This window comes from Polaribacter batillariae (genome assembly GCF_017498485.1).
Classification (GTDB): Bacteria; Bacteroidota; Bacteroidia; order Flavobacteriales; family Flavobacteriaceae; genus Polaribacter; species Polaribacter batillariae.
In genome coordinates, this window is the sequence record NZ_CP071795.1 from 3,398,719 (window position 1) to 3,424,142 (window position 25,424).

Annotated in this window: 22 protein-coding genes; 16 read left to right on the top strand and 6 right to left on the bottom strand. The window is 30.5% G+C overall.

Annotated elements, in window-relative coordinates:
* Positions 1–30: 30 nt before the first annotated feature.
* From JL193_RS17280 to tsaD, 4 genes are read right to left on the bottom strand one after another with little or no spacing between them, the layout of a single operon-like run.
* Positions 31–357 carry a hypothetical protein gene (locus JL193_RS17280; protein ID WP_243456770.1) on the bottom strand — a complete coding sequence of 109 codons (327 nt, stop codon included), beginning with the start codon at positions 355–357 and terminating at the stop codon, positions 31–33.
* Positions 318–1,310, bottom strand: a complete 993-nt coding sequence (locus tag JL193_RS17285; protein ID WP_243456771.1) for an LTA synthase family protein — start codon at positions 1,308–1,310, stop codon at positions 318–320. Before JL193_RS17285 ends, JL193_RS17280 begins: the two co-directional genes overlap by 40 nt.
* Positions 1,292–1,885 carry a hypothetical protein gene (locus JL193_RS17290; protein WP_243456772.1) on the bottom strand — a complete coding sequence of 198 codons (594 nt, stop codon included), beginning with the start codon at positions 1,883–1,885 and terminating at the stop codon, positions 1,292–1,294. Before JL193_RS17290 ends, JL193_RS17285 begins: the two co-directional genes overlap by 19 nt.
* Before the next feature lie 27 nt (positions 1,886–1,912).
* Positions 1,913–2,938 carry a tRNA (adenosine(37)-N6)-threonylcarbamoyltransferase complex transferase subunit TsaD gene (tsaD, locus tag JL193_RS14960; protein WP_207971544.1) on the bottom strand — a complete coding sequence of 342 codons (1,026 nt, stop codon included), beginning with the start codon at positions 2,936–2,938 and terminating at the stop codon, positions 1,913–1,915.
* Positions 2,939–3,205: 267 nt separating this feature from the next.
* On the opposite strand from tsaD, the gene JL193_RS14965 reads away from it, so the two are divergent.
* The 3 genes from JL193_RS14965 (at position 3,206) to gap (ending at position 9,839) form a co-directional block, all read left to right on the top strand.
* Complete coding sequence (locus JL193_RS14965; RefSeq protein ID WP_243456773.1) at positions 3,206–7,561, top strand: translocation/assembly module TamB domain-containing protein; 4,356 nt, start codon at positions 3,206–3,208, stop codon at positions 7,559–7,561.
* Between the two features lie 256 nt (positions 7,562–7,817).
* Positions 7,818–8,804 carry a 6-phosphofructokinase gene (pfkA, locus tag JL193_RS14970; RefSeq protein ID WP_207973497.1) on the top strand — a complete coding sequence of 329 codons (987 nt, stop codon included), beginning with the start codon at positions 7,818–7,820 and terminating at the stop codon, positions 8,802–8,804.
* 33 nt (positions 8,805–8,837) lie between these two features.
* Positions 8,838–9,839: a type I glyceraldehyde-3-phosphate dehydrogenase gene (gene gap, locus JL193_RS14975; RefSeq protein WP_207971546.1), complete on the top strand. Its 1,002-nt coding sequence runs from the start codon at positions 8,838–8,840 to the stop codon at positions 9,837–9,839.
* A 122-nt stretch (positions 9,840–9,961) separates the two neighbouring features.
* Here gap and JL193_RS14980 read toward each other — a convergent pair whose 3' ends face one another.
* Complete coding sequence (locus JL193_RS14980) at positions 9,962–10,342, bottom strand: Rid family detoxifying hydrolase (RefSeq protein WP_207971547.1); 381 nt, start codon at positions 10,340–10,342, stop codon at positions 9,962–9,964.
* 107 nt (positions 10,343–10,449) lie between these two features.
* The gene (locus JL193_RS14985) at positions 10,450–13,122 is read right to left on the bottom strand and encodes a putative LPS assembly protein LptD (protein WP_207971548.1); all 2,673 of its coding nucleotides are present in this window, start codon (positions 13,120–13,122) and stop codon (positions 10,450–10,452) included.
* A gap of 93 nt (positions 13,123–13,215) precedes the next feature.
* Between JL193_RS14985 and JL193_RS14990 the strand changes: the two genes are divergently transcribed.
* The 13 genes from JL193_RS14990 (at position 13,216) to JL193_RS15050 (ending at position 25,401) form a co-directional block, all read left to right on the top strand.
* Positions 13,216–14,307: an N-acetylmuramoyl-L-alanine amidase family protein gene (locus tag JL193_RS14990; RefSeq protein ID WP_207971549.1), complete on the top strand. Its 1,092-nt coding sequence runs from the start codon at positions 13,216–13,218 to the stop codon at positions 14,305–14,307.
* Between the two features lie 54 nt (positions 14,308–14,361).
* Positions 14,362–15,315 (top strand): MlaD family protein, encoded by a 954-nt coding sequence (locus tag JL193_RS14995; protein ID WP_207971550.1) that lies wholly within the window; start codon positions 14,362–14,364, stop codon positions 15,313–15,315.
* 17 nt (positions 15,316–15,332) lie between these two features.
* Positions 15,333–16,649, top strand: a complete 1,317-nt coding sequence (locus JL193_RS15000) for a 4Fe-4S dicluster domain-containing protein (RefSeq protein ID WP_207971551.1) — start codon at positions 15,333–15,335, stop codon at positions 16,647–16,649.
* Between the two features lie 32 nt (positions 16,650–16,681).
* Positions 16,682–17,464, top strand: a complete 783-nt coding sequence (locus JL193_RS15005; protein WP_207971552.1) for a (Fe-S)-binding protein — start codon at positions 16,682–16,684, stop codon at positions 17,462–17,464.
* A gap of 315 nt (positions 17,465–17,779) precedes the next feature.
* Positions 17,780–18,178, top strand: a complete 399-nt coding sequence (locus JL193_RS15010; protein WP_207971553.1) for an SPOR domain-containing protein — start codon at positions 17,780–17,782, stop codon at positions 18,176–18,178.
* 15 nt (positions 18,179–18,193) lie between these two features.
* Positions 18,194–18,619 carry a hypothetical protein gene (locus JL193_RS15015; protein ID WP_207971554.1) on the top strand — a complete coding sequence of 142 codons (426 nt, stop codon included), beginning with the start codon at positions 18,194–18,196 and terminating at the stop codon, positions 18,617–18,619.
* 52 nt (positions 18,620–18,671) lie between these two features.
* Entirely contained in the window at positions 18,672–19,181 is a 510-nt protein-coding gene (locus JL193_RS15020; protein WP_207971555.1) for a PH domain-containing protein, read from the top strand.
* Entirely contained in the window at positions 19,174–20,673 is a 1,500-nt protein-coding gene (locus tag JL193_RS15025; RefSeq protein WP_207971556.1) for a PH domain-containing protein, read from the top strand. The genes JL193_RS15020 and JL193_RS15025 overlap by 8 nt, the downstream gene beginning before the upstream one ends.
* Positions 20,664–21,590: a 1,4-dihydroxy-2-naphthoate octaprenyltransferase gene (gene menA / locus JL193_RS15030; protein ID WP_207971557.1), complete on the top strand. Its 927-nt coding sequence runs from the start codon at positions 20,664–20,666 to the stop codon at positions 21,588–21,590. Before JL193_RS15025 ends, menA begins: the two co-directional genes overlap by 10 nt.
* Before the next feature lie 11 nt (positions 21,591–21,601).
* Positions 21,602–22,126, top strand: a complete 525-nt coding sequence (locus tag JL193_RS15035; RefSeq protein ID WP_207971558.1) for an SRPBCC family protein — start codon at positions 21,602–21,604, stop codon at positions 22,124–22,126.
* 74 nt (positions 22,127–22,200) lie between these two features.
* Entirely contained in the window at positions 22,201–23,241 is a 1,041-nt protein-coding gene (locus JL193_RS15040; RefSeq protein WP_207971559.1) for an o-succinylbenzoate synthase, read from the top strand.
* Between the two features lie 56 nt (positions 23,242–23,297).
* Positions 23,298–24,275: a CPBP family intramembrane glutamic endopeptidase gene (locus JL193_RS15045; RefSeq protein WP_207971560.1), complete on the top strand. Its 978-nt coding sequence runs from the start codon at positions 23,298–23,300 to the stop codon at positions 24,273–24,275.
* The gene (locus tag JL193_RS15050) at positions 24,262–25,401 is read left to right on the top strand and encodes an AMP-binding protein (RefSeq protein WP_207971561.1); all 1,140 of its coding nucleotides are present in this window, start codon (positions 24,262–24,264) and stop codon (positions 25,399–25,401) included. The genes JL193_RS15045 and JL193_RS15050 overlap by 14 nt, the downstream gene beginning before the upstream one ends.
* The last annotated feature ends 23 nt before the right edge of the window (positions 25,402–25,424 follow it).

The following is a 25,424-nucleotide window of genomic DNA, read 5'->3' on the forward strand; positions in this document are numbered from 1 at the left end:
ATTGAAATCTTTCATAAAATTATGAGTGTGCTATTTCCTATCCAAAAAGTCTTGATAAGCTTCTTGCGAAATTGCTTTTCCTAAAGAATCTAATTGAGAAGCTTCCTTTCCACTTTCTAAGATAGTTTTATCACTTGTAAAATCGTACACAAACAAGCCGTTTTTAGAGAAAGTTCCAAAGCCATTATTAAAAATATAATGTATGTATTGTTGGTTTGAATTGTTAAAAATGTTTTTGCTAAAATTAAAGTCAGTATTGTTTCCATTTACCAAATCTAACAAGGTAAAGGGTAAATCTACCTGCGAAGAAATATTATTTATTTCGATGCCTTTTTGTTGCAAAGCACCCCCAACCACAACATTGGTATTTTAAATTTTTTAGGAGAATTAAAAACACCTTCGTGTTTTGGAGAGCGGTGTCCATGATCTGCAATAATAATAATTAAGGTGTTTTTATACCAAGGTTGTTGTTTTGCATTTTCGATAAAATCTCCAATCACTTGATCTGTATATGCATGTGCGCTTCTAAATTTATTTTCGTCTGTATCTTTTCCGAATTTGTAATCGCCAATAATTTCGTAAGGTTCGTGACTTGTAAGTGTTAAAGCAATTTTAAAAAAAGGTTCTTTTTGAGCGCCTTTTAAATCGTCTGCAAAACGCTTCATAAAAATATGGTCGTGTGCGCCCCATTTCGAATTCCAATCTTTTTTATCGAAATCATCTCCATCTACAAAATGCGTAATTCCAGAGTTTCGTAAATAGGTATTCATATTTCCAAAATTTAAATCTCCACCATGATAAAAAGAAGTTTCGTAGCCTAAATCAATCATTTTTTGAGGCAACATTGGCAAACTTCTGGTTTTATTTGGCATTTTCATAATGCTTTTTGTGGGCTGTGGATAATAACCACTTAAAATAGCAGGAATTCCTTTGTCTGTTCGGTCTCCATTTGCATAGAAATTTGTAAATAAAATTCCTTCTTTAGAAAGTCGATTCAAATTCTCAGTAACATGTGGTTCACCACCCAAAGAACCTACAACTTTGGCCGTTAAACTTTCCCAAATAATTAAAATAACGTTTGGTTTTGGGTTGTTTAAAATACTGTCTTTTGTGGCTGTTAATAATGGTTTTCTTCTTTTTGAAATGATTTTTTTCGCAACAACATCATCAAAAAACTTGTAAGGATTTCCGGTGTCTGATTTGTGAGAAAGCACATTAAAAAAATTCCAAATAAAATTAATTGCAGCATGGTTGGCAAACATTTTATCAGAAAAATAAACATTGCTTTGGTTTACAGGAATCGTTTGCAACCCCCTCTTAAAGGAATTATTAAAAGAGCAGTTATTATTAAAAACAAAGGTATTTGTAACCCACTTCCTTTGTTGATATTTTTCATTTTTAAATGAATGTTCTTTTGAAACCATTTGATAAAAATAAAAGAAAATATCACTAAAAATAAAGTTCCTAAAATTATTTGAAAACTAGAAACAGAAGCCAACATTACTTCTGGAGTATTTAAATATGTAAAGAAAGTGGTATCTAAACGAACTCCCCAAGCTTCATACAAACCAACATCTAATAATAGAAAAATAGTTACTAAAATAATTAAAATATATGAGTACCATTTTATAATTTTTTCGATAATTTTAGTTGGAAAAAATACCGTAAAAATAATCAGCAAAAAAGGAATGATACTTAAATAAGAAGCAAAAGAGCCATCTAATCGTAAACCATAAACAAATGTTTTAAGAATTGTTACAAAGTCTAACTCTTTGGTTTTATCAAAATTAAAAAGCAGAAAAAATAACCGCGCAAATACAAAATAACCCACCCAAAGAAAAAAATAAGTAAAGTTAAATAAAAGTCTGTTTTTTATACTTTTCATAAAATAAAATAGAAGAATTTTTAAAGGTTATTCAGTTACTTTTAAGCGAGCTTTTGCAGTTACAGAAACATCAGAATAATCGTTATTTAAATATTTTAAATACCCAGTAATGGCAATCATGGCAGCATTATCTGTTGTATATTCGAACTTTGGAATGTAGGTGGTCCAGCCAAAATGCTTTTCTGCGAGCTGTAAACGTTTTCTAATTTCTGAATTTGCAGAAACACCACCAGCAATGGCAATGTGTTTTATACCCGTTTTTTTAACCGCATTTTTTAATTTTTCCATTAAAATTTCTACAATTGTATATTGTATAGAAGCACAAATATCATCTAAATTTTCTTCGATAAAATTAAGGTTTATACGCTGTTGTTTCTGAATAAAATATAAAATTCCTGTTTTTAAACCACTAAAACTAAAATCTAAATCGCCCACTTTTGGTTTTGTAAAAGGAAATGCTTTTGGGTTTCCTAATTGTGCGTGTTTATCAATTAAAGGACCTCCAGGATAAGGTAAACCTAAAATTTTTGCAGATTTATCAAAAGCTTCTCCAACAGCATCATCTATAGTTTCACCTAAAATTTCCATTTCAAAATAATGGGTAACTTTTACAATTTGTGTATGACCACCACTTATGGTTAAGCAAATAAATGGAAAAGGAGGCGTTTTGTTAGTTTCTTCTTTAATAAAATGAGCCAAAATATGTGCCTGCATATGGTTTACATCAATCAAAGGAATTTCTAAACCCAAAGCTAAAGATTTTGCAAAAGAAGTTCCAACTAATAAAGAACCCATTAAACCAGGGCCTCTCGTAAATGCAATTGCAGATAATTTTTCTTTTGTAATATTCGCTTTTTCTATGGCTTGTTGTATCACAGGAACAATGTTTTGTTGGTGTGCTCTGGAGGCCAACTCAGGCACAACACCACCGTATTTAGCGTGTACTTCTTGGTTGGCAACCACATTACTTAAAACTTTAGCATCGCAAATAACAGAGGCACTTGTGTCGTCGCAAGAAGATTCTATTCCTAAAATATAAACCGGTTTTTTCATAAAAAAATATTGAGTCACAAAATTAAGTATTATTTTAGGTTGAAGTCACTTTTTTAAGATTAGAAATTAAATTCTTTGTTAAATTTGCACGTTCTTTGTAAGAGTTGGCAATATTTTTGATTACTTGTCATTAAAACATTGTTATTTCTTTTAAAATAAATAGTCATTAAACGAGCTGGAAAAAAAATACTAAAATGGTTAGGGTACCTTGTGCTCTTTTTGTTGTTGCTTAGTATTTTATTATCTACCTCTTATGTACAAACGAAATTGGGCGAATATGCAACAAATCGCATTAACGACGATTTCGGAACCAACCTAACCATTGGAAAAATAAACTTATCTTTTTTAGGAAGTGTAGAACTAAAAGATGTAAAAATTAAAGACCATCATAAAGATACTTTAATCTTTGTAAATAGCGTAAGCACTTCTATTTTAAATGCTAAAAAAGTACTAAATAGCGAAGTTTTATTAGGCGATATTACCATAGATGGCGCACATTATTACATGAAAACCTACAAAGGCGAAAAAGACGATAATATGGCTGTTTTTATGGATGGTTTTAAAAGCGATAAACCAAAAGAATCGCTTGTACCTCCATTTATTTTAAAAACAGCCAATGTTTATGTAAATAATTTAGATTTTAAATTAATTAATTTAAACAAGAAAGATTCGTTGGTTTTTTCAGCATTAAAAACAGGAGGAAATTTACAAAACCTATCTATTGTAGGGCTTAATTTTTCTACCAATACAAGAGGTTTGTATTTTGTAACTAATTTAGGGTTAGAGGTAACCAACTTAACCACCAATTATACATTTACCAAAACGGCAATGAAATTTGCAAATACCACTTTGCAAACCAAAAATTCTAATATATATGGCGATATTCTTTTTACTTACAAAAGAGAAGATTTAACCAGTTTTACAGATAAAGTAAAAATAAATGCAGCTTTTAAGAAAAGCGATTTAAAGGTTTCTGATTTAAAGAAATTTTACAAAGAAATTAGTGGAAACGATGTAATAACTTTTAAAGCAAATATGTTGGGTACACTAAATAATTTCGATTTTAAAAATTTAAAACTCGCCACCCAAAAAGGAATTCGAGTTTACGGAGACCTATCTTTTGTAAATGCTGTAAATATTGAAAGAGGTTTTGTTTTTGAAGGAGATTTAAACAACTTAACAGGTACTTACAGAAATTTAAAAAGTATTATGCCCAATGTTTTGGGAAAGAATATTCCTACAGAATTCGACAAATTTGGTCGGTTTGTGGCTAGAGGAAAAGTAAAAGTAACGCCTACTCAAATGACAGCCACTGTTACAATGAACTCAGAAATTGGAGGGATTGTAACCGATTTAGAAATCGATAATATAGATGCAATTGATACTGCAAGCTATGTAGGAAGTTTACAATTACTAGGTTTTGATATGGGTACATTTTTAAATGACCCGCTGTTTGGAAAAATTTCTTTAGAAGGAGATGTAAACGGAAATGGATTTACATTATCGAATATCGATACTAGATTTATTGGTAAAATTTCTGAATTTAATTTTAAAGATTATACCTATAAAAATATGGTAGCCAATGGCCAATATCAAAATAATAAATTCGATGGAGATTTACTCATTAACGACGAAAATTTTAAAATGGATTTTAAAGGTTTGGCAGATTTATCTTCAGAAGTACATAAATTCGATTTTAAATCGTCCATTACTTACTTAAACTTAAAAGAAACAAATCTTTTTACAAGAGATAGTATTTCTATTGTAAAAGGAGACGTAACTTTAGATATAGAAGGAAACAATTTAGATGATATTGTTGGAAAAGCAACCTTTAGAAACGTTTTATATACCAATGAAAAGAAAGAGTATAAATTTAAAGAATTCGATGTTACATCTTCTGTAAAAGATAGCATTAAAACCATCGAAGTAGTTTCCGAAGACATTGCGAGTGGCGCTATTTCAGGAAAGTTTTCTTTTGAAGAATTGCCAAAAGTAGCACAAAATGCATTAGGAAGCATTTATACGAATTACAACCCATACCCAGTAACTCCAAACCAGTATTTAGATTTTAATTTTACTGTTTTTAATAAGATTGTAAACGTATTTTTTCCATCAATTTCTATTGACGATAATACAAAATTAAAAGGAAAAATAAATTCCGATAAAAACCTTTTTAAGCTTACGGTGTCTTCTCCAAGAATCGATGCTTATGGAAACGAAGTAAAAGAAATTTTACTAAGAACCGATAATCAAAATCCGCTTTACAACACGCATTTAACAGCATCAGAAGTAAATACACCATATTATAATGTCTCTAAATTAAATTTATTAAACAGAACCCAAAACGATACGTTGTATTTCAAATCGGTTTTTAAAGGAGGAAACAAGAAAAATGAAGACTTTAACCTCGATTTCTTTTACACATTTAATGCCGAAGGAAAATCGGTAGTTGGTTTTGAAGAATCGTCGTTTATTTATAAAGAAAACACGTGGAATATCAATCCAGATAAATTAAATACAGATAAAATTACCTTCGATTTAAAAAAGGGCGAATTTAATTTTAGTCAGTTTAAATTAGTTTCAGGAGAACAAAAAGTAGAGTTTACAGGAAGTTTAAAAGGAAATGACGAGAAAATACTGTTGGCAGATTTTACGAAAGTAAACTTAGAAAGTTTTCTTCCTAAAATAGATAGTTTGGCTTTGAAAGGCACACTCTCTGGAAATTTAGATTTTGTGCAAAAAGAAGGAGATTACAGCCCCGAAGCAACTTTAGTCGTAAAAGATTTTCAAGTAAATAATTTCAAACAAGGAAACTTATCAATTAACATAAAAGGAGATAATTCGTACGAAAAATACAATGTAAATTTATCAATAGAAAATAAAGATGTAAAAAGTATTGCAGCCACAGGTTCTTTAGATTTTTCTTCAGAAAGACCCATTATCGATTTAAATGTATTTTTAGAAGAATTTAAACTAGAGGCATTTAGTCCATTAGGGCAAGATGTTTTATCTTCATTAAGAGGAAGCGCCACTGGAGATTTTACATTAAGAGGTTTTTTAAGCAATCCAGATATGGATGGTACTTTAACACTTAAAAATGCAGGTTTAAAATTTCCTTATTTAAATGTAGATTACGATTTCGAAGGCGAATCTATAATTACTTTAATGCAGCAATCTTTTATTTTAGAAGACTTTAAATTACGAGATACCAAACATCAAACCAAAGGAATTTTTAAAGGAAGTATTTCTCACTTTAATTTTAAACAATGGTTTTTAGATTTAAAAATAGAAAGCGATAACCTTTTAGTGTTAGATACCCAAAAAACAGAAGAAGCTTTGTATTATGGTGCTGCTTATATAGATGGTACTGCAGATATTACAGGTTTAACAGATAGGTTAACCATAGATGTAAATGCAAAAACAAATGCAGGAACACTTTTTGTAGTACCTATAAAAGATGTAGAAACTGTAGATAGTTATAAGTTAATTCATTTTAAAACAAAAGAAACAAAAGCAAAAGACCGCCAAAAAGAAATTGCCTTAGAAGCTTTAAAAGGATTGGAATTAAACATCGATTTAGAAGTAACAAAAGATGCCGTTGCACAAATTGTTATTGATGAGGTTTACGGAAGCCAATTAACAGGTAGAGGATCTGGAAATTTGCGAATAGAAATAGACACCAGAGGAAAGTTTAATATGTTTGGCGACTATGTGGTAAATAATGGAGTGTACGACTTTAAATACGGAGGAATTGTAAACAAACCATTTGTTATTCAAAGAGGAGGAACTGTGTCTTGGAATGGAAACCCTACAGATGCAAATTTAGACGTGACCGCAATTTACAAAGCAAAAGCAAATCCAGGAGTTTTATTAGAAAACTTTAATTCTAATAGAAATATAGAAGTAGATTTGGTAACTAAAATTACAGGAGGGCTGTTCAACTCGAAACAAGAGTTAGACATTCAACTCACCAATGTCGATCCAACCATTGCCAACGAGTTAGAATTTATTTTAAATGATAATAACGTAAATGAAAAAACAACACAATTTATTTCTTTATTAGCCTTTGGTAATTTTACAAACCCAGACAAAGTAAATTTCGATGCAAATGCAACCATTACCAATACAGCTTCAAGTGCCATTGCAGCTGCTTTCTCTAGTTTATTAAACAACCCAGATAGTAAATTTCAATTAGGGGTAGATTATCAACAAGGTCAGTCAGATAACAATGTAGAACGTTTAAATATAGACAATCAAGTAGATTTGTCTGTAAGCACAAAAGTGAGCGATCGAGTAATTATAAACGGAAAAGTAGGAGTTCCAGTGGGTACAAAAACACAATCGAGCGTTATTGGAGAGGTAAAAGTAGAAGTTTTGTTAAATGAAGAAGGAAACTTTAGAGGTGTAATATTCAATCGTCAAAACGAAATTCAATATACAATCGAAGATCAAGGTTATACACAAGGTGTTGGACTTTCGTATCAAGTTAATTTTAATACACTTTCAGAATTGCTTCAAAAAATAAGAGGAAAGAAGAAAAAAGAAAAACCTAAAAAGAAAAAGGTGGTAAAAGATTCTCTTAAAAAAGTTAACAAAAACTTAATAAATTTCGAAGGAAATTAACTTTCTTTTTCCCTTATTTTTAGTAAAAATTATCCCAACAAAAAACAGCTTCACATTTTTATGAAACATTATTTTTGATGCAAAATAAATTGTTAAAAAACAGGTTGAAAATGTTTCGTAATTTCAAACAAGAAATGGTATAACTTTTAAAAAAGATACTTCTTAAAAAGAGTATAAAAATAAAGGAAAAAACCTAAAACGATTTCGTAGTTTTTTTATTTTAAATGCTTAAAAAGCAGTAATTTTACGATATATAATTATGAAGAAAATCAAAAAAATAGCAGTTATGACTTCTGGAGGAGATGCTCCAGGAATGAATGCCGCAATTAGATCTGTAGTTAGAGCATGTGCTTATTACAGAGTTAGTTGTGTTGGAATATATAGAGGTTATGAAGGTCTTATCGAAGGCGATTTTATTGAGTTAACAGCAAGAAGCGTTAATAATATCATCAATAAAGGAGGCACCATTTTAAAATCTGCAAGATCAAAAGAATTTAGAACCAAAGAAGGCAGAGCCAAAGCTTACGAACATTTAAAAGAAAATGATATCGAAGCAATGGTTGTAATTGGTGGAGATGGATCTTTTACAGGCGCCGTAATTTTTAATGAAGAATACAAGTTTCCGGTAATTGGTATTCCAGGAACCATCGATAACGATATTTTTGGTACTACCCACACTTTAGGTTATGACACAGCCTTAAACACAGCTGTAGAAGCAATCGATAAAATTAGAGATACAGCCTCTTCGCACAATAGATTATTTTTTGTAGAAGTTATGGGAAGAGATGCTGGTTTTATCGCCTTAAATGCCGGAGTTGGAGCAGGAGCAGAAGAAATTTTAATTCCTGAAGAAGATTTAGGGTTGGATAGAATGTTAGAATCTTTAAAGAAAAGTAGAAGAACAGGAAAATCTTCTAGTATTGTTGTGGTGGCAGAAGGAGATAAATCTGGTAAAAATGTGTACGAATTAGCGAAATATGTAGAAGAAAACTTACCAGAATACGATGTTCGAGTATCCGTTCTAGGTCACATGCAAAGAGGAGGTTCTCCATCTTGTTTCGATAGAGTTTTAGCAAGCAGATTAGGGGTAAAATCTGTAGAACTACTATTAGATGGTAAAACCAATTTAATGGTTGGTTTAAAGAATAACGAAGTAATAAGCACAAGCATTGCAGAAGCAATTAAAGGAGGTCATTCAATCAATCAAGAGCTTTTAAGAGTTTCAGATATTATGACCACGTAAACATAAAATAAGTAATAAATAAAAGAGTAAAAAATGATAAAAGTAGGAATTAACGGATTTGGTAGAATTGGAAGATTGGCATTTAGATCTGCAGTAACAAGAGATAACGTTCAAGTTGTAGCAATTAACGATTTGTTAGATGTAGATTATTTAGCATACATGTTAAAATACGATTCTGTACACGGAAAATTCGAGGGAACTGTAGAGGTAAAAGATGGTAAATTAGTTGTAAACGGAAACGAAATTAGAATTACCGCAGAAAGAGATCCTGCAAATTTAAAATGGAACGAAGTAGATGTAGATTATGTAATCGAATCTACAGGTTTTTTCTTAACAGAAGAAACTGCAGGGAAACATTTACAAGCAGGAGCTAAGAAAGTAGTTTTATCTGCACCATCTAAAGATCATACCCCAATGTTTGTAATGGGAGTAAATAATACAGATTTAAAAGCAGACCAGAAAATCTTCTCAAACGCATCTTGTACAACCAACTGTTTAGCACCAATCTCTAAAGTTTTAAACGATAATTTTGGTATTGTAGAAGGGTTAATGACAACAGTTCATGCCACAACTGCCACCCAAAAAACAGTAGATGGCCCATCTATGAAAGATTGGAGAGGTGGTAGAGCTGCAATACATAACATTATACCTTCTTCTACAGGAGCTGCAAAAGCAGTAGGAAAAGTAATTCCAGAATTAAACGGAAAATTAACAGGAATGGCTTTTAGAGTTCCAACAATGGATGTTTCTGTAGTAGATTTAACCGTAAAATTAGAAAAAGCAGCAACATACGAAGAAATTTGTACAGCAATGAAAACGGCTTCAGAAAGTGGTCCAATGAAAGGTGTTTTAGGTTATACTGAAGATTCTGTAGTCTCTCAAGATTTTGTAGGAGACACAAGAACATCTATTTTCGATGCCAAAGCCGGAATCGCATTAAACGATAACTTTGTAAAAGTTGTTTCTTGGTACGATAACGAAATAGGTTATTCAACTAAAATTGTAGATTTAATTGAATACGCTGCTACTTTGTAGTATTTAAAAATAAAAACCTGATAGACTTGTCTTCTATCAGGTTTTTCTATTTTTGCATACTGCATACTGCATACTGCATACTGCATACTTAATACTGCATACTTAATACTGCATACTTAATACTATTTCACAGCAATTAAGCTAATTTCAACATTTACAAACTTAGGTAAATTTGCAACTTCTACAGTTTCTCTTGCTGGTGCAGTTTCATTATCGAAATATTCTCCATAAACCGTATTTATTTCAGCAAAATTATTCATATCAGAAATAAAGATAGATGCTTTTATAACATTTTCGAAAGACATTTTTGCAGCAGCTAAAACTTCTTTTAAATTTTCCATTACTTGTTTTGTTTCTAAAGTAATGCTGTCTAAAACCAACTCTCCTGAAATCGGGTTGATGGCTATTTGCCCAGAAGTGTATAAAGTATTTCCTGTTAATACAGCTTGACTGTAAGGCCCAATTGGAGCAGGTGCATGTTTGGTTGTAATAATTGTTTTCATATTTTTTTTGATTTAAAGATTTTAAAATTGAGCTTTCTTAGGGTTTGTTTGTTTCAAATAATTTTAATGTAAGAAGTTTTTTAAAATTTAAAGATATTTATTAACCTCTAAAACAACCTTCTGTCTGGTGGTTTGTTTTTATCCCATTTTAAGTCTGCTAAAACAGAAGATTTTACACCAATAAAAAAGGTGTAAGAAGAATTTGTACCAAAAGGAACCCAGTTAAAATTAAATCTCCAACTATCTAAATCTCTCGAAAAGTTAAATCTCGAAAAAGTAAAGGCACCACCTTTAAAATCGTACCCAGAAGAATAACCAACTTTCCATTTTGGAGACAGTTCTAAATTACCGCTAAAAATTAAACTATTTACTCCTATGCTTCCGCCATCAAGACCATTGTTTACATAGTTTGTAGAGTAAGCTAAATTAATAGACCAAGGAATGTCCGAATTATAAAGCTCGGCAGTTTTATTTTTATTTTCTTTAGAAGAATTTGCGTTATTTCTACGATTTAACAAATCTGCTGGATTGATATCGTCTCCAATAATATCTGGCGGATTGTTACCAGAATTATTGTTGGTGTTTTTATCTTTTTCTCCTTTATCTTTCTTAAAATCTTTACTAGAAATAGAGTAATTTGCCGTTAAACTTGCGTTTGTTAATCTTGGAAAACCAGGGTTAAATTCGTCGATTCTTACAGCAGTTCCATTAGATTCGATGGTTTTGTACGGATCTAAAGAACCGTTTATATTAATGGCTAATTTATCTTTAAAAAAACGGGTTCCTGCAGAAAAACTAATGTTAGACCATCGCAAACTATCTGCGGCAATATTGTAAGAAGTATTAAAATTTAAATTGTTTAAGAGTGTAATTTTTTCATCTTCTTCATCGCTATCAGGATCACTTGGGGCGACTTTGGCTTCTAAAACATTGTTTAAAGAAATTCCAATAGAATTACTTAACCCAACAGATGGTGCTCTGTATAAACTGTTATCGAAAATTGTATATTTTTCAAAATCTAAAGGATCTGCACTTCTTCGAACTTGCCTTACAAATTGGCTACCAAAATCGGGTCTGTAAGAATACGATATAGAAGGCCTAAAAGTGTGTCTAATTGTTTTTAATTTTCCTCTTTTAAAGTTAAAAGTACCATAGATGTTTGTAGATAAACTGGCCCCTAAATTATAGGTTCTAAAAGACTTAAAACCAGTTAAAGAGTCTGTTCTAACTCTTGCATTAATAGGGTCATATTCTTTTTCGATATAATTAAAATTCCAAGACTCTTCGTAATTTGCGCTTGGAGAAATTGTAAAATATTTAAAAGCCTTTAAGTTTGTGTTGGTACCTGTTTTATGTTGCATTCCAGACCTAGCAGTTTCAAACATTTTAGCCGTTAAAAAATCATCTTCGTTGGTATTTATTAAATACTGTCCTTGCATTGTATAATTAAAACCCATTTTTTGAATTGGATTTTTCTTGACACCATCTTTGCCTGCGAACGGATAAATTCGATTCATATTTAAGGTTAAAGAAGGCAAAGTCATTGTAATTTGGTTTGTATTTGTATTTTGTTGATGTGTCGCAGTAACGTTCATGTTAAAGGGGGTTCCCACAAAAGTTTTACTATAATTTACAGAAGAGTTAAAAGTATTGGTTAGCGATTGAGAAATATTAGACTGGTTTAAAGATTCTCTAAAGAAACGACTACTTCCTAAATTAACAGAAGCAGTAAATCTAGAATTAGGACTCGCTTTTTGATCTTGATTATGCGACCAACGTAAATTAAAGTTATTAGCTTTAGAAAAGCTTTCGAAACCACGAATTCCACTAATTATATTTTCGAAGTTAAAACTAAAAGAACCGTTAAAACGATACCTTTTGTTGTAATTAGAGTTGGCTCGAAAACCCCAAGTTCCATTAGAATAAACATCGCCTGTTATAGCAAGATCTATATAATTGCTAATGGCAAAATAATAACCACCATTTTGAAACCCAATTCCTCTATCTGTACTACCAGTGTCAAAAGCAGGAATTAAAAAACCAGAAACACTTTTTTCTGATAAAGGAAAATAAGCAAAAGGTAAAATTAAAGGAGTGGGTATGTCTGCTAAAACCAAATTACTAGAACCCACAATAATTTTTTTACCTGGCACTAATTTTGCTTTGTTTGTTGCTATGTAGTAATCAGGGTTTTTCTTTTCTGATGTTGTAAAACGTATTTTTCGAATATATATGGTCGAATCATTTACTCTTTTGGTCTTTTCGCCATAAGTAAACATTTCACCTTGTTTGGTTTTTAAGCCGTAAATTAAAGCTCTTTTTGTTTTAAAATTATAAACAATAGAATCTTGTTCGGTTTCTTGATTGCCTTGTTTAAAAATAGGACGCTGTACATAGCCTGTACTGTCTTTTATTCCTTTAGCAAATAAGGTATTTTTTTTGTAATCTACAATTATAATTCCTGCCTTTAAATCTATATCAGTATAAGTAATATTAGCTTCATTATACAAAGTAACTGTTTTGTTTTTTGCATTTTGAATTGTGTAATCTGTAGCGATATGTGTAATAATATCTTCGATGCTTTCTTTAGGTTTTATGGTGTCTAAAGAAATGCTGTCTTTTTTTCGAAGTAAAATAGAGTCTTTTTTAAGAGTAGAAATACTGTCTTTTTTACCAGCGGGAACTGCTATTTTTTTTGTTGATTTTATCTCTTGAGAAAACCCTAACTTTATAAAAAAGAAGCAGCAAAATAAAAGTATGTATGATAGGTTTGTTTGCAATGCTTTAAATACTATTTTTGTATGCGAGTAAAAATATGGCTCAATAATTGAAGTTCCAAATTAATAAACGCCAAAATTAGTTAAATTTTATTGATGCAATCCCAACAAAAACACAAAAAAATAAATAAAAAGAAAAATCTTTTTCTTTTGCTTGTCGTATTCTTTTTTTTAAGCGGTATAAATGTTCTTGTTGCGCAAAAACAATACACAGTTGTTTTAGACGCTGGCCATGGAGGAAAAGACCCTGGCAATTTAGGAAACGGTTATAAAGAAAAAAATATTGCATTAAAAGTTGCCTTATTGGTAGGTAAAAAATTAAAGAGTAAAAAAGACGTAAAAGTAATTTTTACGCGAAAAAAAGATGTTTTTATAGATTTATGGAAAAGAGGCGATATTGCAAATAATGCGAAAGCAGATTTGTTCGTATCTATACATTGCGATTCTCACACTTCAAATGCATATGGGGCAGGAACTTTCGTATTAGGGTTAAGAGGAAACAAAAAAAACCTAGAAATTGCCAAACGAGAAAATGCAGTAATCTTGTTAGAAGACAACTTTAAAGAGCGTTATAAAGGTTTCGACCCGAATTCTGCTGAATCTGTTATTGGTTTGTCTTTGCTGCAAGAAGAAAATTTAGACAAGAGTTTGGCTTTGGCAAGCATTATTCAAAATAATTTTTCTTTAAAGTTAAAAAGAAACGATCGAAAAGTAAAACAAGATAACTTTCAAGTTTTACGAGAAACAATTATGCCTAGTGTATTAGTAGAGCTTGGTTTTTTAACAAACAAGAAAGAAGGTAGGTATTTAAACTCTAAAAGAGGGCAAACGCAAATGGCAAATGCAATTGCAGATGCGATTTATAATTATATTAACAACCTTAAATTAAATACGGTTATAGAAGAAATAACCACCAACGAGTTTTCGAGCGAAGTAGCATTTAAAGTACAAATAGCATCAGGTAAAAATAAAATTGCAGAAAAATCTTATAATTTTAAAGGTCTAAAAAATGTTGAAAGAGTAAAAGTAGGTTCTTTTTATAAATATTTTTATAAAAATACAAGCTCTTACAATACAATTAAAAAAGCATTAAAAAAGGCGCAATCGAAAGGATATAAAACTGCTTTTATCGTTGCTTTTAAAGATGGAGAAAAAATATCTGTTAAAGAAGCTGTAAAAATGCAGTAAGAATGGGCGTTACTCATAAAAATTATTAGTAATATTGTGTAAGAAATAAAAATAATGTCAAAAGAAATAAAAATAGGAATCATCGCAATTATAATTATTGCAGGTTCAATTTGGGGATTTAACTTTCTCAAAGGAAAAAACTTATTAGATACTGGAACGCGAACATTTAAAGTAGAATACGCTAAAATAGGTGGGTTGTCTAGGTCAAGTTCAGTAACTATTAACGGACTAAAAGTAGGTAAAGTAGATAAAATAGAATTCGATACTTCCGAAGAAACAAGAGGTCATTTAATTGTAACTTTTACTGTAGAAAATGAATTTGAATTTTCTAAAAACAGTGTTGTAAGAATTTATTCTCCCAATCCATTAAGTGGTTCTAACCTAGCCATAGTACCAGATTACGAAGGCGAAATAGCTGTTTCTGGAGATTTATTAAAAGGAGAAATGGAAGAAAGTTTATTTACTTCTATTGGAGAACGCCTAAACCCATTGCAACAAAAAATCGAAAAAGTAATTGTACGAGCAGATACTTTATTTAGTGGAATTAATAAAATTTTAAACGATAAAACCATAGCTGGTATTAATAGTTCGGTTTCTAATTTAGCAGCCACAATTAACGATATTAGAAAAACGGTAAAAACGGTAAATGCTATGGTGGTAGATAACCAAGAAAACTTAAAAATTACTCTTTCAAATACCAAAACAATTACTGGAAATTTAAGCAGATTATCAGACAGTTTAACCACTGTAAATATCAATCAAATAGTGCAAAAAGCAGAAAATGCTGTAGATAATTTTAACAAACTATCTAAAAAAATGAACTCTGGAGAAGGTTCTATAGCAAAGCTAATCAACGATAAAAAAATGTACGATAATTTAGAAGCAGCAACTAAAGAACTAGAAGAATTGCTTAGAGATATTAAACTAAATCCAAAAAGATACGTACATTTCTCTATTTTCGGAAAAAATCCAGGTCCTTATGAAGAAGTAGAAAAAGTGAAAGAATAATTTAACCAAACTCTACAATGCAATACCTACCCAACATCATTTTTGCCATTGCTTTAATTGCTGGTATCGGTTTTTTTGTGATAAATATTCGCAAACTAACTAGAAATATAAAATTAGGAAAAAACATCAATAGAACCGACAATAAACCTGAGCGTTGGAAAAATATGATAAAAATTGCTTTAGGGCAATCTAAAATGGTTCGCAGGCCCTTCTCTGGGTTGCTACACCTTATTGTATATGTTGGCTTTATAATTATAAACATAGAAGTTTTAGAAATTATTGTAGATGGTCTTTTAGGAACTCACAGAATTTTTCAAGGCTTTTTAGGAGATGCTTTTTACGGCTTTTTAATTGGAACTTTCGAAATTTTAGCAGCACTGGTTTTTATTGCAGTTATCTTATTTTGGACACGCAGAAACGTGGCAAATATCAAGCGTTTTTTAAGCAGAGAAATGAAAGGTTGGCCAAAGAACGATGGAAACTTTATTCTATATTTCGAAATGGTTTTAATGACACTTTTCTTAATTATGAATGCTTCAGATACAGCTTTTCAACAAGCAGGAATAGGAAACCCAATTAGCCAGTTTATAGCACCTTTGTTCGATGGTTTTTCTCCAGAAACGTTACATATTATCGAAAGAACAGCTTGGTGGATTCATATTTTAGGAATTTTAGTTTTCCTAAATTATTTATATTATTCGAAACATTTACACATTCTTTTAGCATTTCCAAATACATTTTTTGCCAATTTAAATCCCAAAGGACAGTTTAATAATTTAGCTTCTGTTACTAAGGAAGTAAAATTAATGATGGATCCAGATGCAGACCCATACGCAACTCCAGCAGAAGGAGAAGAAGAAGCAGTTCCAGAAAAATTTGGCGCTTCTGAGGTAACCGATTTAAATTGGGTACAATTGTTAAACGCTTACACTTGTACAGAATGCGGACGATGCACCTCTGCTTGTCCTGCCAATTTAACAGGAAAAAAATTATCTCCTCGTAAAATTATGATGGACACCAGAGATCGTTTAGAAGAAGTAGGTAGAAATATCGACGCCAATGGCGGAACTTTTAAAGACGATGGAAAGCAGTTATTAAACGATTACATTCAACCAGAAGAACTGTGGGCATGTACCAGTTGTAACGCATGTGTAGAAGAATGTCCTGTAAATATAGATCCACTTTCTATTATCATGGACATGAGAAGGTATTTGGTAATGGAAAAAAGTGCAGCACCACAAGAATTAAATGCTATGATGACCAATATAGAAAACAACGGCGCTCCTTGGCAGTACAATCAACAAGACCGATTGAATTGGGCGAAAGAAGACTGAGAAACTGAGGACTAAAATAAAAATCACAAAAGATGAACGTACCAACAATGGCAGAAATGATGGCTCAAGGCAAACAACCAGAAGTGTTGTTTTGGGTTGGCGCAGCAGGAAGTTATGATGATAGAGCAAAGAAAATATCGAGAGCATTCGTAAAAATTTTACACGCAGCAAATGTAAATTTCGCAGTTTTAGGTACAGAAGAATCTTCTACAGGAGATGCTGCAAAACGAGCAGGAAACGAATTTTTGTTTCAAATGCAAGCCATAATGAACATTGAAGTGCTAAATGGTTATGAAATAAAGAAAATTGTAACTTGCGACCCACATTCTTTCAATACATTAAAAAATGAATATCCAGAATTAGGAGGAAAATACGAAGTATATCATCATACACAATTCATTCAAAATTTAATAGCAGAAGGCCGTTTAAAAATAGATAAAAATACTTTACAAGGAAAAAGAGTTACTTTTCACGATCCTTGTTATCTTGGAAGAGCAAACGAAGTTTACGAATCTCCACGCGATTTAATTCGCAGATTGGGCGTTAATTTAACAGAAATGAAACGCAACAAAAGAACCGCTTTGTGCTGTGGAGCTGGAGGCGCACAAATGTTTAAAGATGCAGAACCTGGAGATAAAGAAGTAAACGTTTTAAGAACAGAAGATGCCTTGGAAACCCAACCAGAAATTATTGCAACAGGCTGCCCTTATTGCAACACAATGATGACGGATGGAATAAAATTTAAAGAAAAAGAAGCAGAGGTAAAAGTACAAGACATTGCAGAGTTAATTGCAAAAGCGAACAACTTATTATAAATACTCTTAGATTATTGTTCATTTCGAATTAAAAATATCAGTTCGAGTGATTTTGAAGCATAAAAAATCGTATCGAGAGCTATTTTAAGAACTAAAATGCTTATTTTTTGTGCAAATTCACTCATTTCAACCGTAAAATTTACTCGAATCGACAAGTTTTATCAAAATACACAACAAGTATTCTTAGCTTATGTTTGTACCGTTAATATTCATCAAAATTTTAGCCTAGATTTATATAAAATTTAACGAAAGTTTATTTTTTACTGTCTAAATTGCATCGCTTATCAATAAGAATAGCAATCAAAAAAAATAAAAATGAAAAAACTAATTATTTTGTTTTCAATAACATTGTTACTGTTTTCATGCGGAAAAAAAGAAGTCAAAAAAGAAACACAAGAAATTACGCCACCAGTTCCTAAAGATACTATTGTAAAAGAAAAAATGGTTAAAGAAGAGGTACCAAGTCTTGTTTTTACGGTGCAAATTGCAGCATTAAAAAATCCGAATAATGTGCTGGCAAACTTAAATGGTGTACATATTTACGAAGAAAATTCACTAACAAAATATAGATTAGGAGCTTTCGAAACTTACGAAGCCGCTAGAAGTAAAAGAAACGAGTTACGTTCTAAATACAAAGGTGCTTTCGTACAAGCTTTAGAAAACAATCGTCCTATCCACATTAAAGAAGCTTTAAAAATTAATAAGAAGAATTGATAAAGATTAATAAAAATGAAAAAAAATATACTATTATTTTTTTTAAGTTGCACTTTATTTGCTTGTTCAGACGCTAATTTAACGCTTTTCTCTAGTGGTTCTACCATAACAAACGTAAAGTTTGTTGTAAAAACCACTGGAAACCATACAGCAAAAGTATCTACAGTTTTTTTAGAATCTGGTTTTTTTAAATTAGACGATACTTTCGATGTAAATTCTTTTCCTTTTACAAAAGAATACAAAGAAAGAAGTGTGCAAAACGCAGCAAGTATGTTATTAAAATACGAAGATAAAAGTACAAAAGTAACAAGTAGTTACACTGTGGTTTTGCAAATATTTCAAGACAATATATTATTAAAAGAAGAAGAATTTGTAATTTCTTCGATAAATAAAGAAGCCTCTGTAACTGCTGGTTTTATTGTAGGTAATGGTGGAATTTAATAATGGTGCTTTATGTTGTTTCTAAAACATAAAAATCGGTAATTTTTTTTAAATGGCAGATATTTTTCAAAACAATACAGTTACCCATTTTCCAGATATTTCTAAAATTAATTTTAAATCGATTGAAAAGAAATACTTAAAGGTAATTCTACTAAATATAGGCATCGTTTTTACAATTTTATTTGTAGCCGCTTTTATGGTTGATTATAAAAATTTGTTGGAATTAAAGCAGCATTCTATAGGGTTATACCTAATTGTTTTTATAATGTTACTAATTACACTTTTCGTAAAAATTGTAGGTTTTAAAAAAAGAAAATACGCAGTAAGAGAAAAAGATATCTCGTATAAAAAAGGCCTTTTTTTTAGAACCTTAACAACTGTTCCTTTTAATAGAATACAACATGTAGAGATCGATCAAGGACCTATTTCTCGTTATTTTAATTTGGTTACTTTAAGTGTTTTTACTGCAGGAGATAGTAGCGACGATTTAAAAATAAGCGGATTAGTTAAAGAAGAAGCAGTGCAGATTAAAGAATTTATCAGCAATCAAATCGATGGATAATTCAGAAGATTTTAGCCAATTTAAGAGACAATCTAAAAAAGGGATTCTTATTATTTACCTGAATCTACTCTATAAAGCTTTAAAAGCTTTTTGGATTTTACTGTTTCTTTTTATTCAAAAATTTTCTAAAATATCAGAAACCACCTTTAACTATATTTACTTGGGTGTTTTTGTTGTGCTTGTTTTTTTCTTGGTAAGGGCTTTTTTAATTTTTAAGAATTTTCAGTTTAAAATAGAAAACAACCACTTTATTTTAAAAAGAGGAATCATCAAAAAAATCAACACTTCTATTCCTTTTGATAGAATTCAACATATTAATTTCAAGCAAAATATCATTCAGCAAATAATTAATGTACACGAAGTAAATATAGAAACTGCGGGTTCTGCAAAAGCAGAAATATCTATAAAAGCCCTGTCTTTTAAAGAAGCAAAAGCCTTAAAAAATGCACTTACAATTTTCGATAAAAAAAATGTAACACAAGAAACAGTAATTACAGAAAAGCCATTATTAAAAGTTGGTTTTTTAGAGTTGATAAAGGTAAGTTTAACCGAAAATCATTTGCAAAGTTTGGTGTTGTTGTTTGCAGTTTTAATAGGGTTTTATCAGCAAATAAGTGAACTTTTCGAGGGTTTAGGAAAAAGAGAAGTGTTAGACGATTACATTTCAGAAAATACATCAACATTAGAAACAAGTGTATTTTTAATTGTAAGCTTGTTAATTTTCTTTACAGTAATCGCTGTTTTAAGCTCTTTAGTTCGTGTGGTTTTAAGGCATTTTAACTTAACCGTTTTTGTAAAAAATAACGCATTAGAAATTTACCAAGGTTTAACGACCAAAAATTCGGTAATTTTAAAGAAAGATAAAGTGCAACATATTACAGTTTCTACCAATCCAATAAAAAAGAAATTAGGAATTTCGTTTATTACTTTTAAGCAAGCCATAAGTGGAAAAGTAAAAAAGAAGCAACATAAAATTATTAAAATAGTTGGTTGTAAACTAGCACAAGTATCTACTATAAAAGAGTTGTTATTCCCGAACGAAAATTTAGAAGGTTTCGATAAAAATTATCCAGATGCTTATTTTAGAGCAAGATTATATTTTAGAAGTATCTTGTTTTTCTTGGTACTAAATATTGTACTTTATTTTGGTTTTGAAAGTTTACACGTATTTTGGATGAATGCTTTGTTGGTGCCCATTTTTATATTTTTTATTGAACTAAAATTAAGAAAAAGATATTATTTATTTAATGATGAATTATTGTTATTAGGTTCAGGAAGTATAGAAACTCATAAAACGTATTTACCTTTCTTTAAAGTACAAAATGTAAAGTTGAAGCAAACCATATTTCAAGCGAAAAAAAATGTAGCAGATGTTGTTTTTCAAACCGCTTCAGGTAAAATTAAAATTCCATGTATCTCTATGGAAAATGCATTAAAAATATATAATTATACATTGTTTAAAATTGAAACAAGCCAAAAATTATGGATGTAAAAAGTTATATAAAAGCGGCTCGTTTACGAACTTTGCCACTGTCTATTTCTGGAATTATTGTGGGGAGTTTTTTGGGTTTTAAAGAGGTTATATATACAAATACTACTATAAACGCAATTTGGAAAACACCCATTTTCTGGTTGGCAATTCTAACCACCATTGGTTTTCAAGTATTATCTAATTTTGCAAACGATTATGGAGATGGTATCAAGGGGTCAGACAAAAACAGAATAGGAGAAGCACGTATGGTTTCTTCTGGAGCAATTACACCCAAACAGATGAAAATGGCAATGATAATTACTACAATTATTACGCTAATAATTGCTTTACTATTAATTTATGTTGCATTTGGTAGTGAAAATTTTGGGTATTCTATCTTCTTTTTTGTTTTAGGAATTGCATCCATTGTAGCAGCTATAAAATATACAGTAGGCAACTCAGCCTATGGTTATAGCGGCTTTGGAGATATATTTGTATTTTTGTTTTTCGGATTATTAAGCGTGGTTGGAAGTTATTTTTTATATACCAAACAAATTCATATAGAAATTTTCTTACCAGCAATTTCTGTAGGTTTGTTAAGTACAGCCGTTTTAAATTTAAATAATTTAAGAGATAGAGAAGAAGATCAAAAGAACCATAAAAATACCTTGGTTGTAAAATTAGGTCCTAAAAAAGCGAAAAAATATCATTATTTTTTAATATTTACTGCATTCATTGCAGCTTTAACCTATGTGTTTTTAGATTTTAACTCAATTTATCAGTTGGTATTTTTAATAGCGTTTGTACCTTTGGTTAAAAATGCAAATACGGTTGCAAAAAATACAATTCCTGCTGCATTAGATAGCGAATTAAAAAAAGTAGCTTTAAGTACATTTTTGTTTGCAATTTTATTTGCAGTTGGGCAAACAGTTTTTTAAAAAATAATATTATGAAAGCAATAAAAATAATTTTAGGAATCATTACAGTATTGGTTTTGGTATTTTTTGCAACGGGTTTAATTGTAAAAGAAACAAAATACAAAGCACAAGTTTCTATAGAAAAACCTGTAGAAGAGGTTTTTAATGAATTTAATAAACCAGAAAACATAAAAAATTGGATTCCAGAAGTTCAATCTTTCGAAACGGTTAACAAAAATCCAGGAATTACAGGAAGTGTATATAAATTGGTGGTAAATAATCAGGGCCAAGAAATTACGATGACAGAAAAAGTGATGGCTTATGTACCCAACGAAAAAGTAACCTTGTTTTTCGATGCAGAAAACATGTTAAAAAAAGACGACTATATTTTTACAGAAAAAGAAGGGCTAACTACAGTAACTTTAAATGCAAGCTGCAAAAGCGATTCTTATGTGATGGCGTGCATATTTCCTTATTTTAAAGGAACTTTTAAAGAACAAGACCAAACGTATTTAAATAATTTCAAAAAATATATTGAAGGAGAAAAAGAAGAATAAAATCTTAGTTCGAGTAATTTTTCTAACGAAGGAAGAAAAATTGTATCGAGAACTTTTTAAACAGAATTAATATCTTGATAAAAGCAACCTACAAAAAATACATTCTCAATTTTAAAAACCCGAGTGGAACTTCGCGCGGAATTTTAAGAACCAAAGAAACCTGGTTTATCATTTTAGAAAAAGATGGAAAAACAGGCATTGGAGAAACAGGTTTGTTTAGAGGTTTAAGTGCAGATGATGCTCCTAATTATGAAGAAAAATTAAAATGGGTTTGTAAAAATATACATTTAGGGTTAGAGAAATTATTATTAGAAGTCATTAATTTTCCGTCCATTCAATTCGGATTAGAACAAGCATTTTTATCGTTAAAAGCAATTGATAAATTTGAATTATTTCCATCGGAATTTACCAAAGGAAAACAAGCAATTCCTATAAATGGTTTGGTTTGGATGGGCAATAAAGCTTTTATGAAAACACAAATACAAGAAAAACTAAAAACAGGTTTTTCTTGCATTAAAATGAAAATTGGTGCCATAAATTTTAATGAAGAAATCAATTTATTAAAATCGATAAGAAGCGAATTTTCAGCAAATGAAGTTGAGTTGCGAGTAGATGCAAATGGAGCTTTTACTCCAAAAGAAGCTCTTGCAAAATTAGAACGATTATCTAAATTGAACTTACATTCCATAGAACAGCCCATAAAACAAGGTCAGCTGCAAGAAATGGGGTTGTTATGTGAGAAATCACCTTTACCAATTGCTTTGGATGAAGAATTAATTGGTATGTTTTCATTAGAAGAAAAAAAGAAGGTAATAGAAACCATAAATCCACAATATATTATTCTAAAACCAAGTTTAATTGGAGGTTTTTCTGGAAGCAAAGAATGGATTCAGTTGGCAGAAGAGAACAACTCTGGTTGGTGGATCACATCTGCCTTAGAAAGTAATATTGGTTTGAATGCAATTGCACAATTTACTTTTACTTTAAATAGCAACTTACCTCAAGGGTTAGGAACAGGAAGTTTGTTTACCAATAATTTTAAAAGTCCGTTAACAGTAAAAAATGGAACTTTACAATATCACAATTCTAAAAACTGGCATTTTAGTTTAGTTTAAAATGTCTCTAAGCAATGTCGAAAGATTAAAATAAAACGATTTACAATTTATAAAATATGAATTACATTCAACAAGCATACAAAGGAAGAAACGAGTGGTACCATTGGGTAATTACCATTATAATTATCTTTTTTGGGTGGCAAATTTTAGGAGCAATTCCTTTATTAATGGCAGCTGCTGCAAAATCGAAAGACCTCAATCAGTTTTCGGAATTTGCCAAAGACAATTTTATGACAGCAGGAATTGATAAAAACCTGCTACTTGCTTTGTTAATTTTTACCTTTTTTGTAGGTTTTATTTCGCTATTAATAGGTGTAAAGTACGTGCATAAAAGAACCATTACATCTTTAGTAACTAGCAGAAAAAAAATCGATTGGAAACGTTTTTTCTTTGGTTTTTTTGTGTGGGGAATGATTGCAGTTGTATTTTCTTATGTAGGAATTTTATCAGAACCAGAGCATTATACATGGAATTTTAATGCCAAGCCTTTCTTTATTTTGGTAGCAATTTCCTTTTTGTTTATTCCATTTCAAACGAGTTTCGAAGAGCTGCTTTTTAGAGGTTATTTTATGCAAGGAATTGGAATTTTGGCTAAAAATAGATGGATTCCTTTACTAATAACCTCTGTCGTTTTTGGCTTGTTGCATGGCGCAAATCCTGAAGTTGCTAAATTGGGGCAAATAACCATGGTTTTTTATATTGGAACGGGGTTGTTTTACGGAATTACCACTTTAATGGACGAAGGTGCAGAAATTGCTTTGGGATTGCATGCCGTAAATAATATTACAGCAGCATTTTTTATCACGACAGATTGGAGTGTTTTTCAAACAGATGCTTTATATATAGACACTTCAGAACCATCTGTAACTTGGGAAATGTTTTTACCTGTTTTTGTTTTATATCCTTTAATGTTATTTATTTTTTCTAAAAAATATGGTTGGCAAAATTGGAAAGAAAAACTTACGGGTAAAATTACAGAACCTATAAACCTAAAAGAGAATTATAGAGTTTTAGAAAATATTGGCACAGAATAAACTTCATACATGTTTTCAATTAAATAACAATTCATTTTCAAATGTTAATGAATTACTATACTATGCTCAAAATTCTTCCAAAGAAATATATCCATTTTTAAAAGAATGGTTTTCAAATAAAAGAGATATAACTGTGCAAACTTCGGGCTCTACAGGAGCTCCAAAAGCAATTCAATTACAAAAAGAACATGTTGTAAATTCTGCTCTAACTACTGGAAATTATTTTTCTTTAGCAGAAAATACTACAGCCTTATTATGTTTGCCTGTAGCATATATTGCTGGTAAATTAATGTTAATTCGAGCAATTACTTTGGGCTGGCACTTAGATGTGGTTCAGCCAGATTCAAATCCTTTAAAAGATATTTTTAAAGAATACGATTTCTCTGCAATGGTTCCGCTACAAGTGGAAAATTCTCTTGATAAATTGCCTCAAATTAAAAAACTTATTGTTGGTGGAGGTGTGGTGTCTAAAAAACTTCAAGATAAATTACAAACCCTTTCTACTGAGGTTTTTGCAACCTATGGAATGACAGAAACGATTACGCATATTGCTGTAAAAAAACTTAATAAATTAAATTTCGACGGTGTTAAATATTACATTAGTAGGTCTTTTCGAGCGCAGTCGAGTGGTTATTTTTCTGTGTTACCAAACATTACTATTTACAAAGACGAAAGAAACTGTTTGGTTATTAAAGCGCCCAAAGTATCTAAGGAAGTTATTTTTACAAACGATGTGGTTCGTTTAATTTCTGATACTCAATTTGAGTGGTTAGGGCGTTTAGACCATGTAATTAATTCTGGAGGAGTTAAATTACATCCAGAAAAAATAGAGGAGAAGTTTTCAGCAATTATTAAAAACCGTTTTTTTGTCACTGGAATTTCTGATGAAAAATTAGGCGAAAAATTAATTTTAGTTGTAGAATTGGAAAGTTCTAAAGCTTCAGGTTTTAAAAGTATTCTTTTTAAAAAAATAAAAAACCTACAATCGCTTTCGAAATTCGAAATTCCGAAAGAAATTTATTTTGTAGAGCAGTTTATTGAAACTGAAACCGGTAAAATTCAACGTAGTAAAACGCTTTTAAAAGCACGAGGCTGTCACAAAAGTAAATTTAATGGTTATTTTTAGCATTACTAAAATCAAAATATACT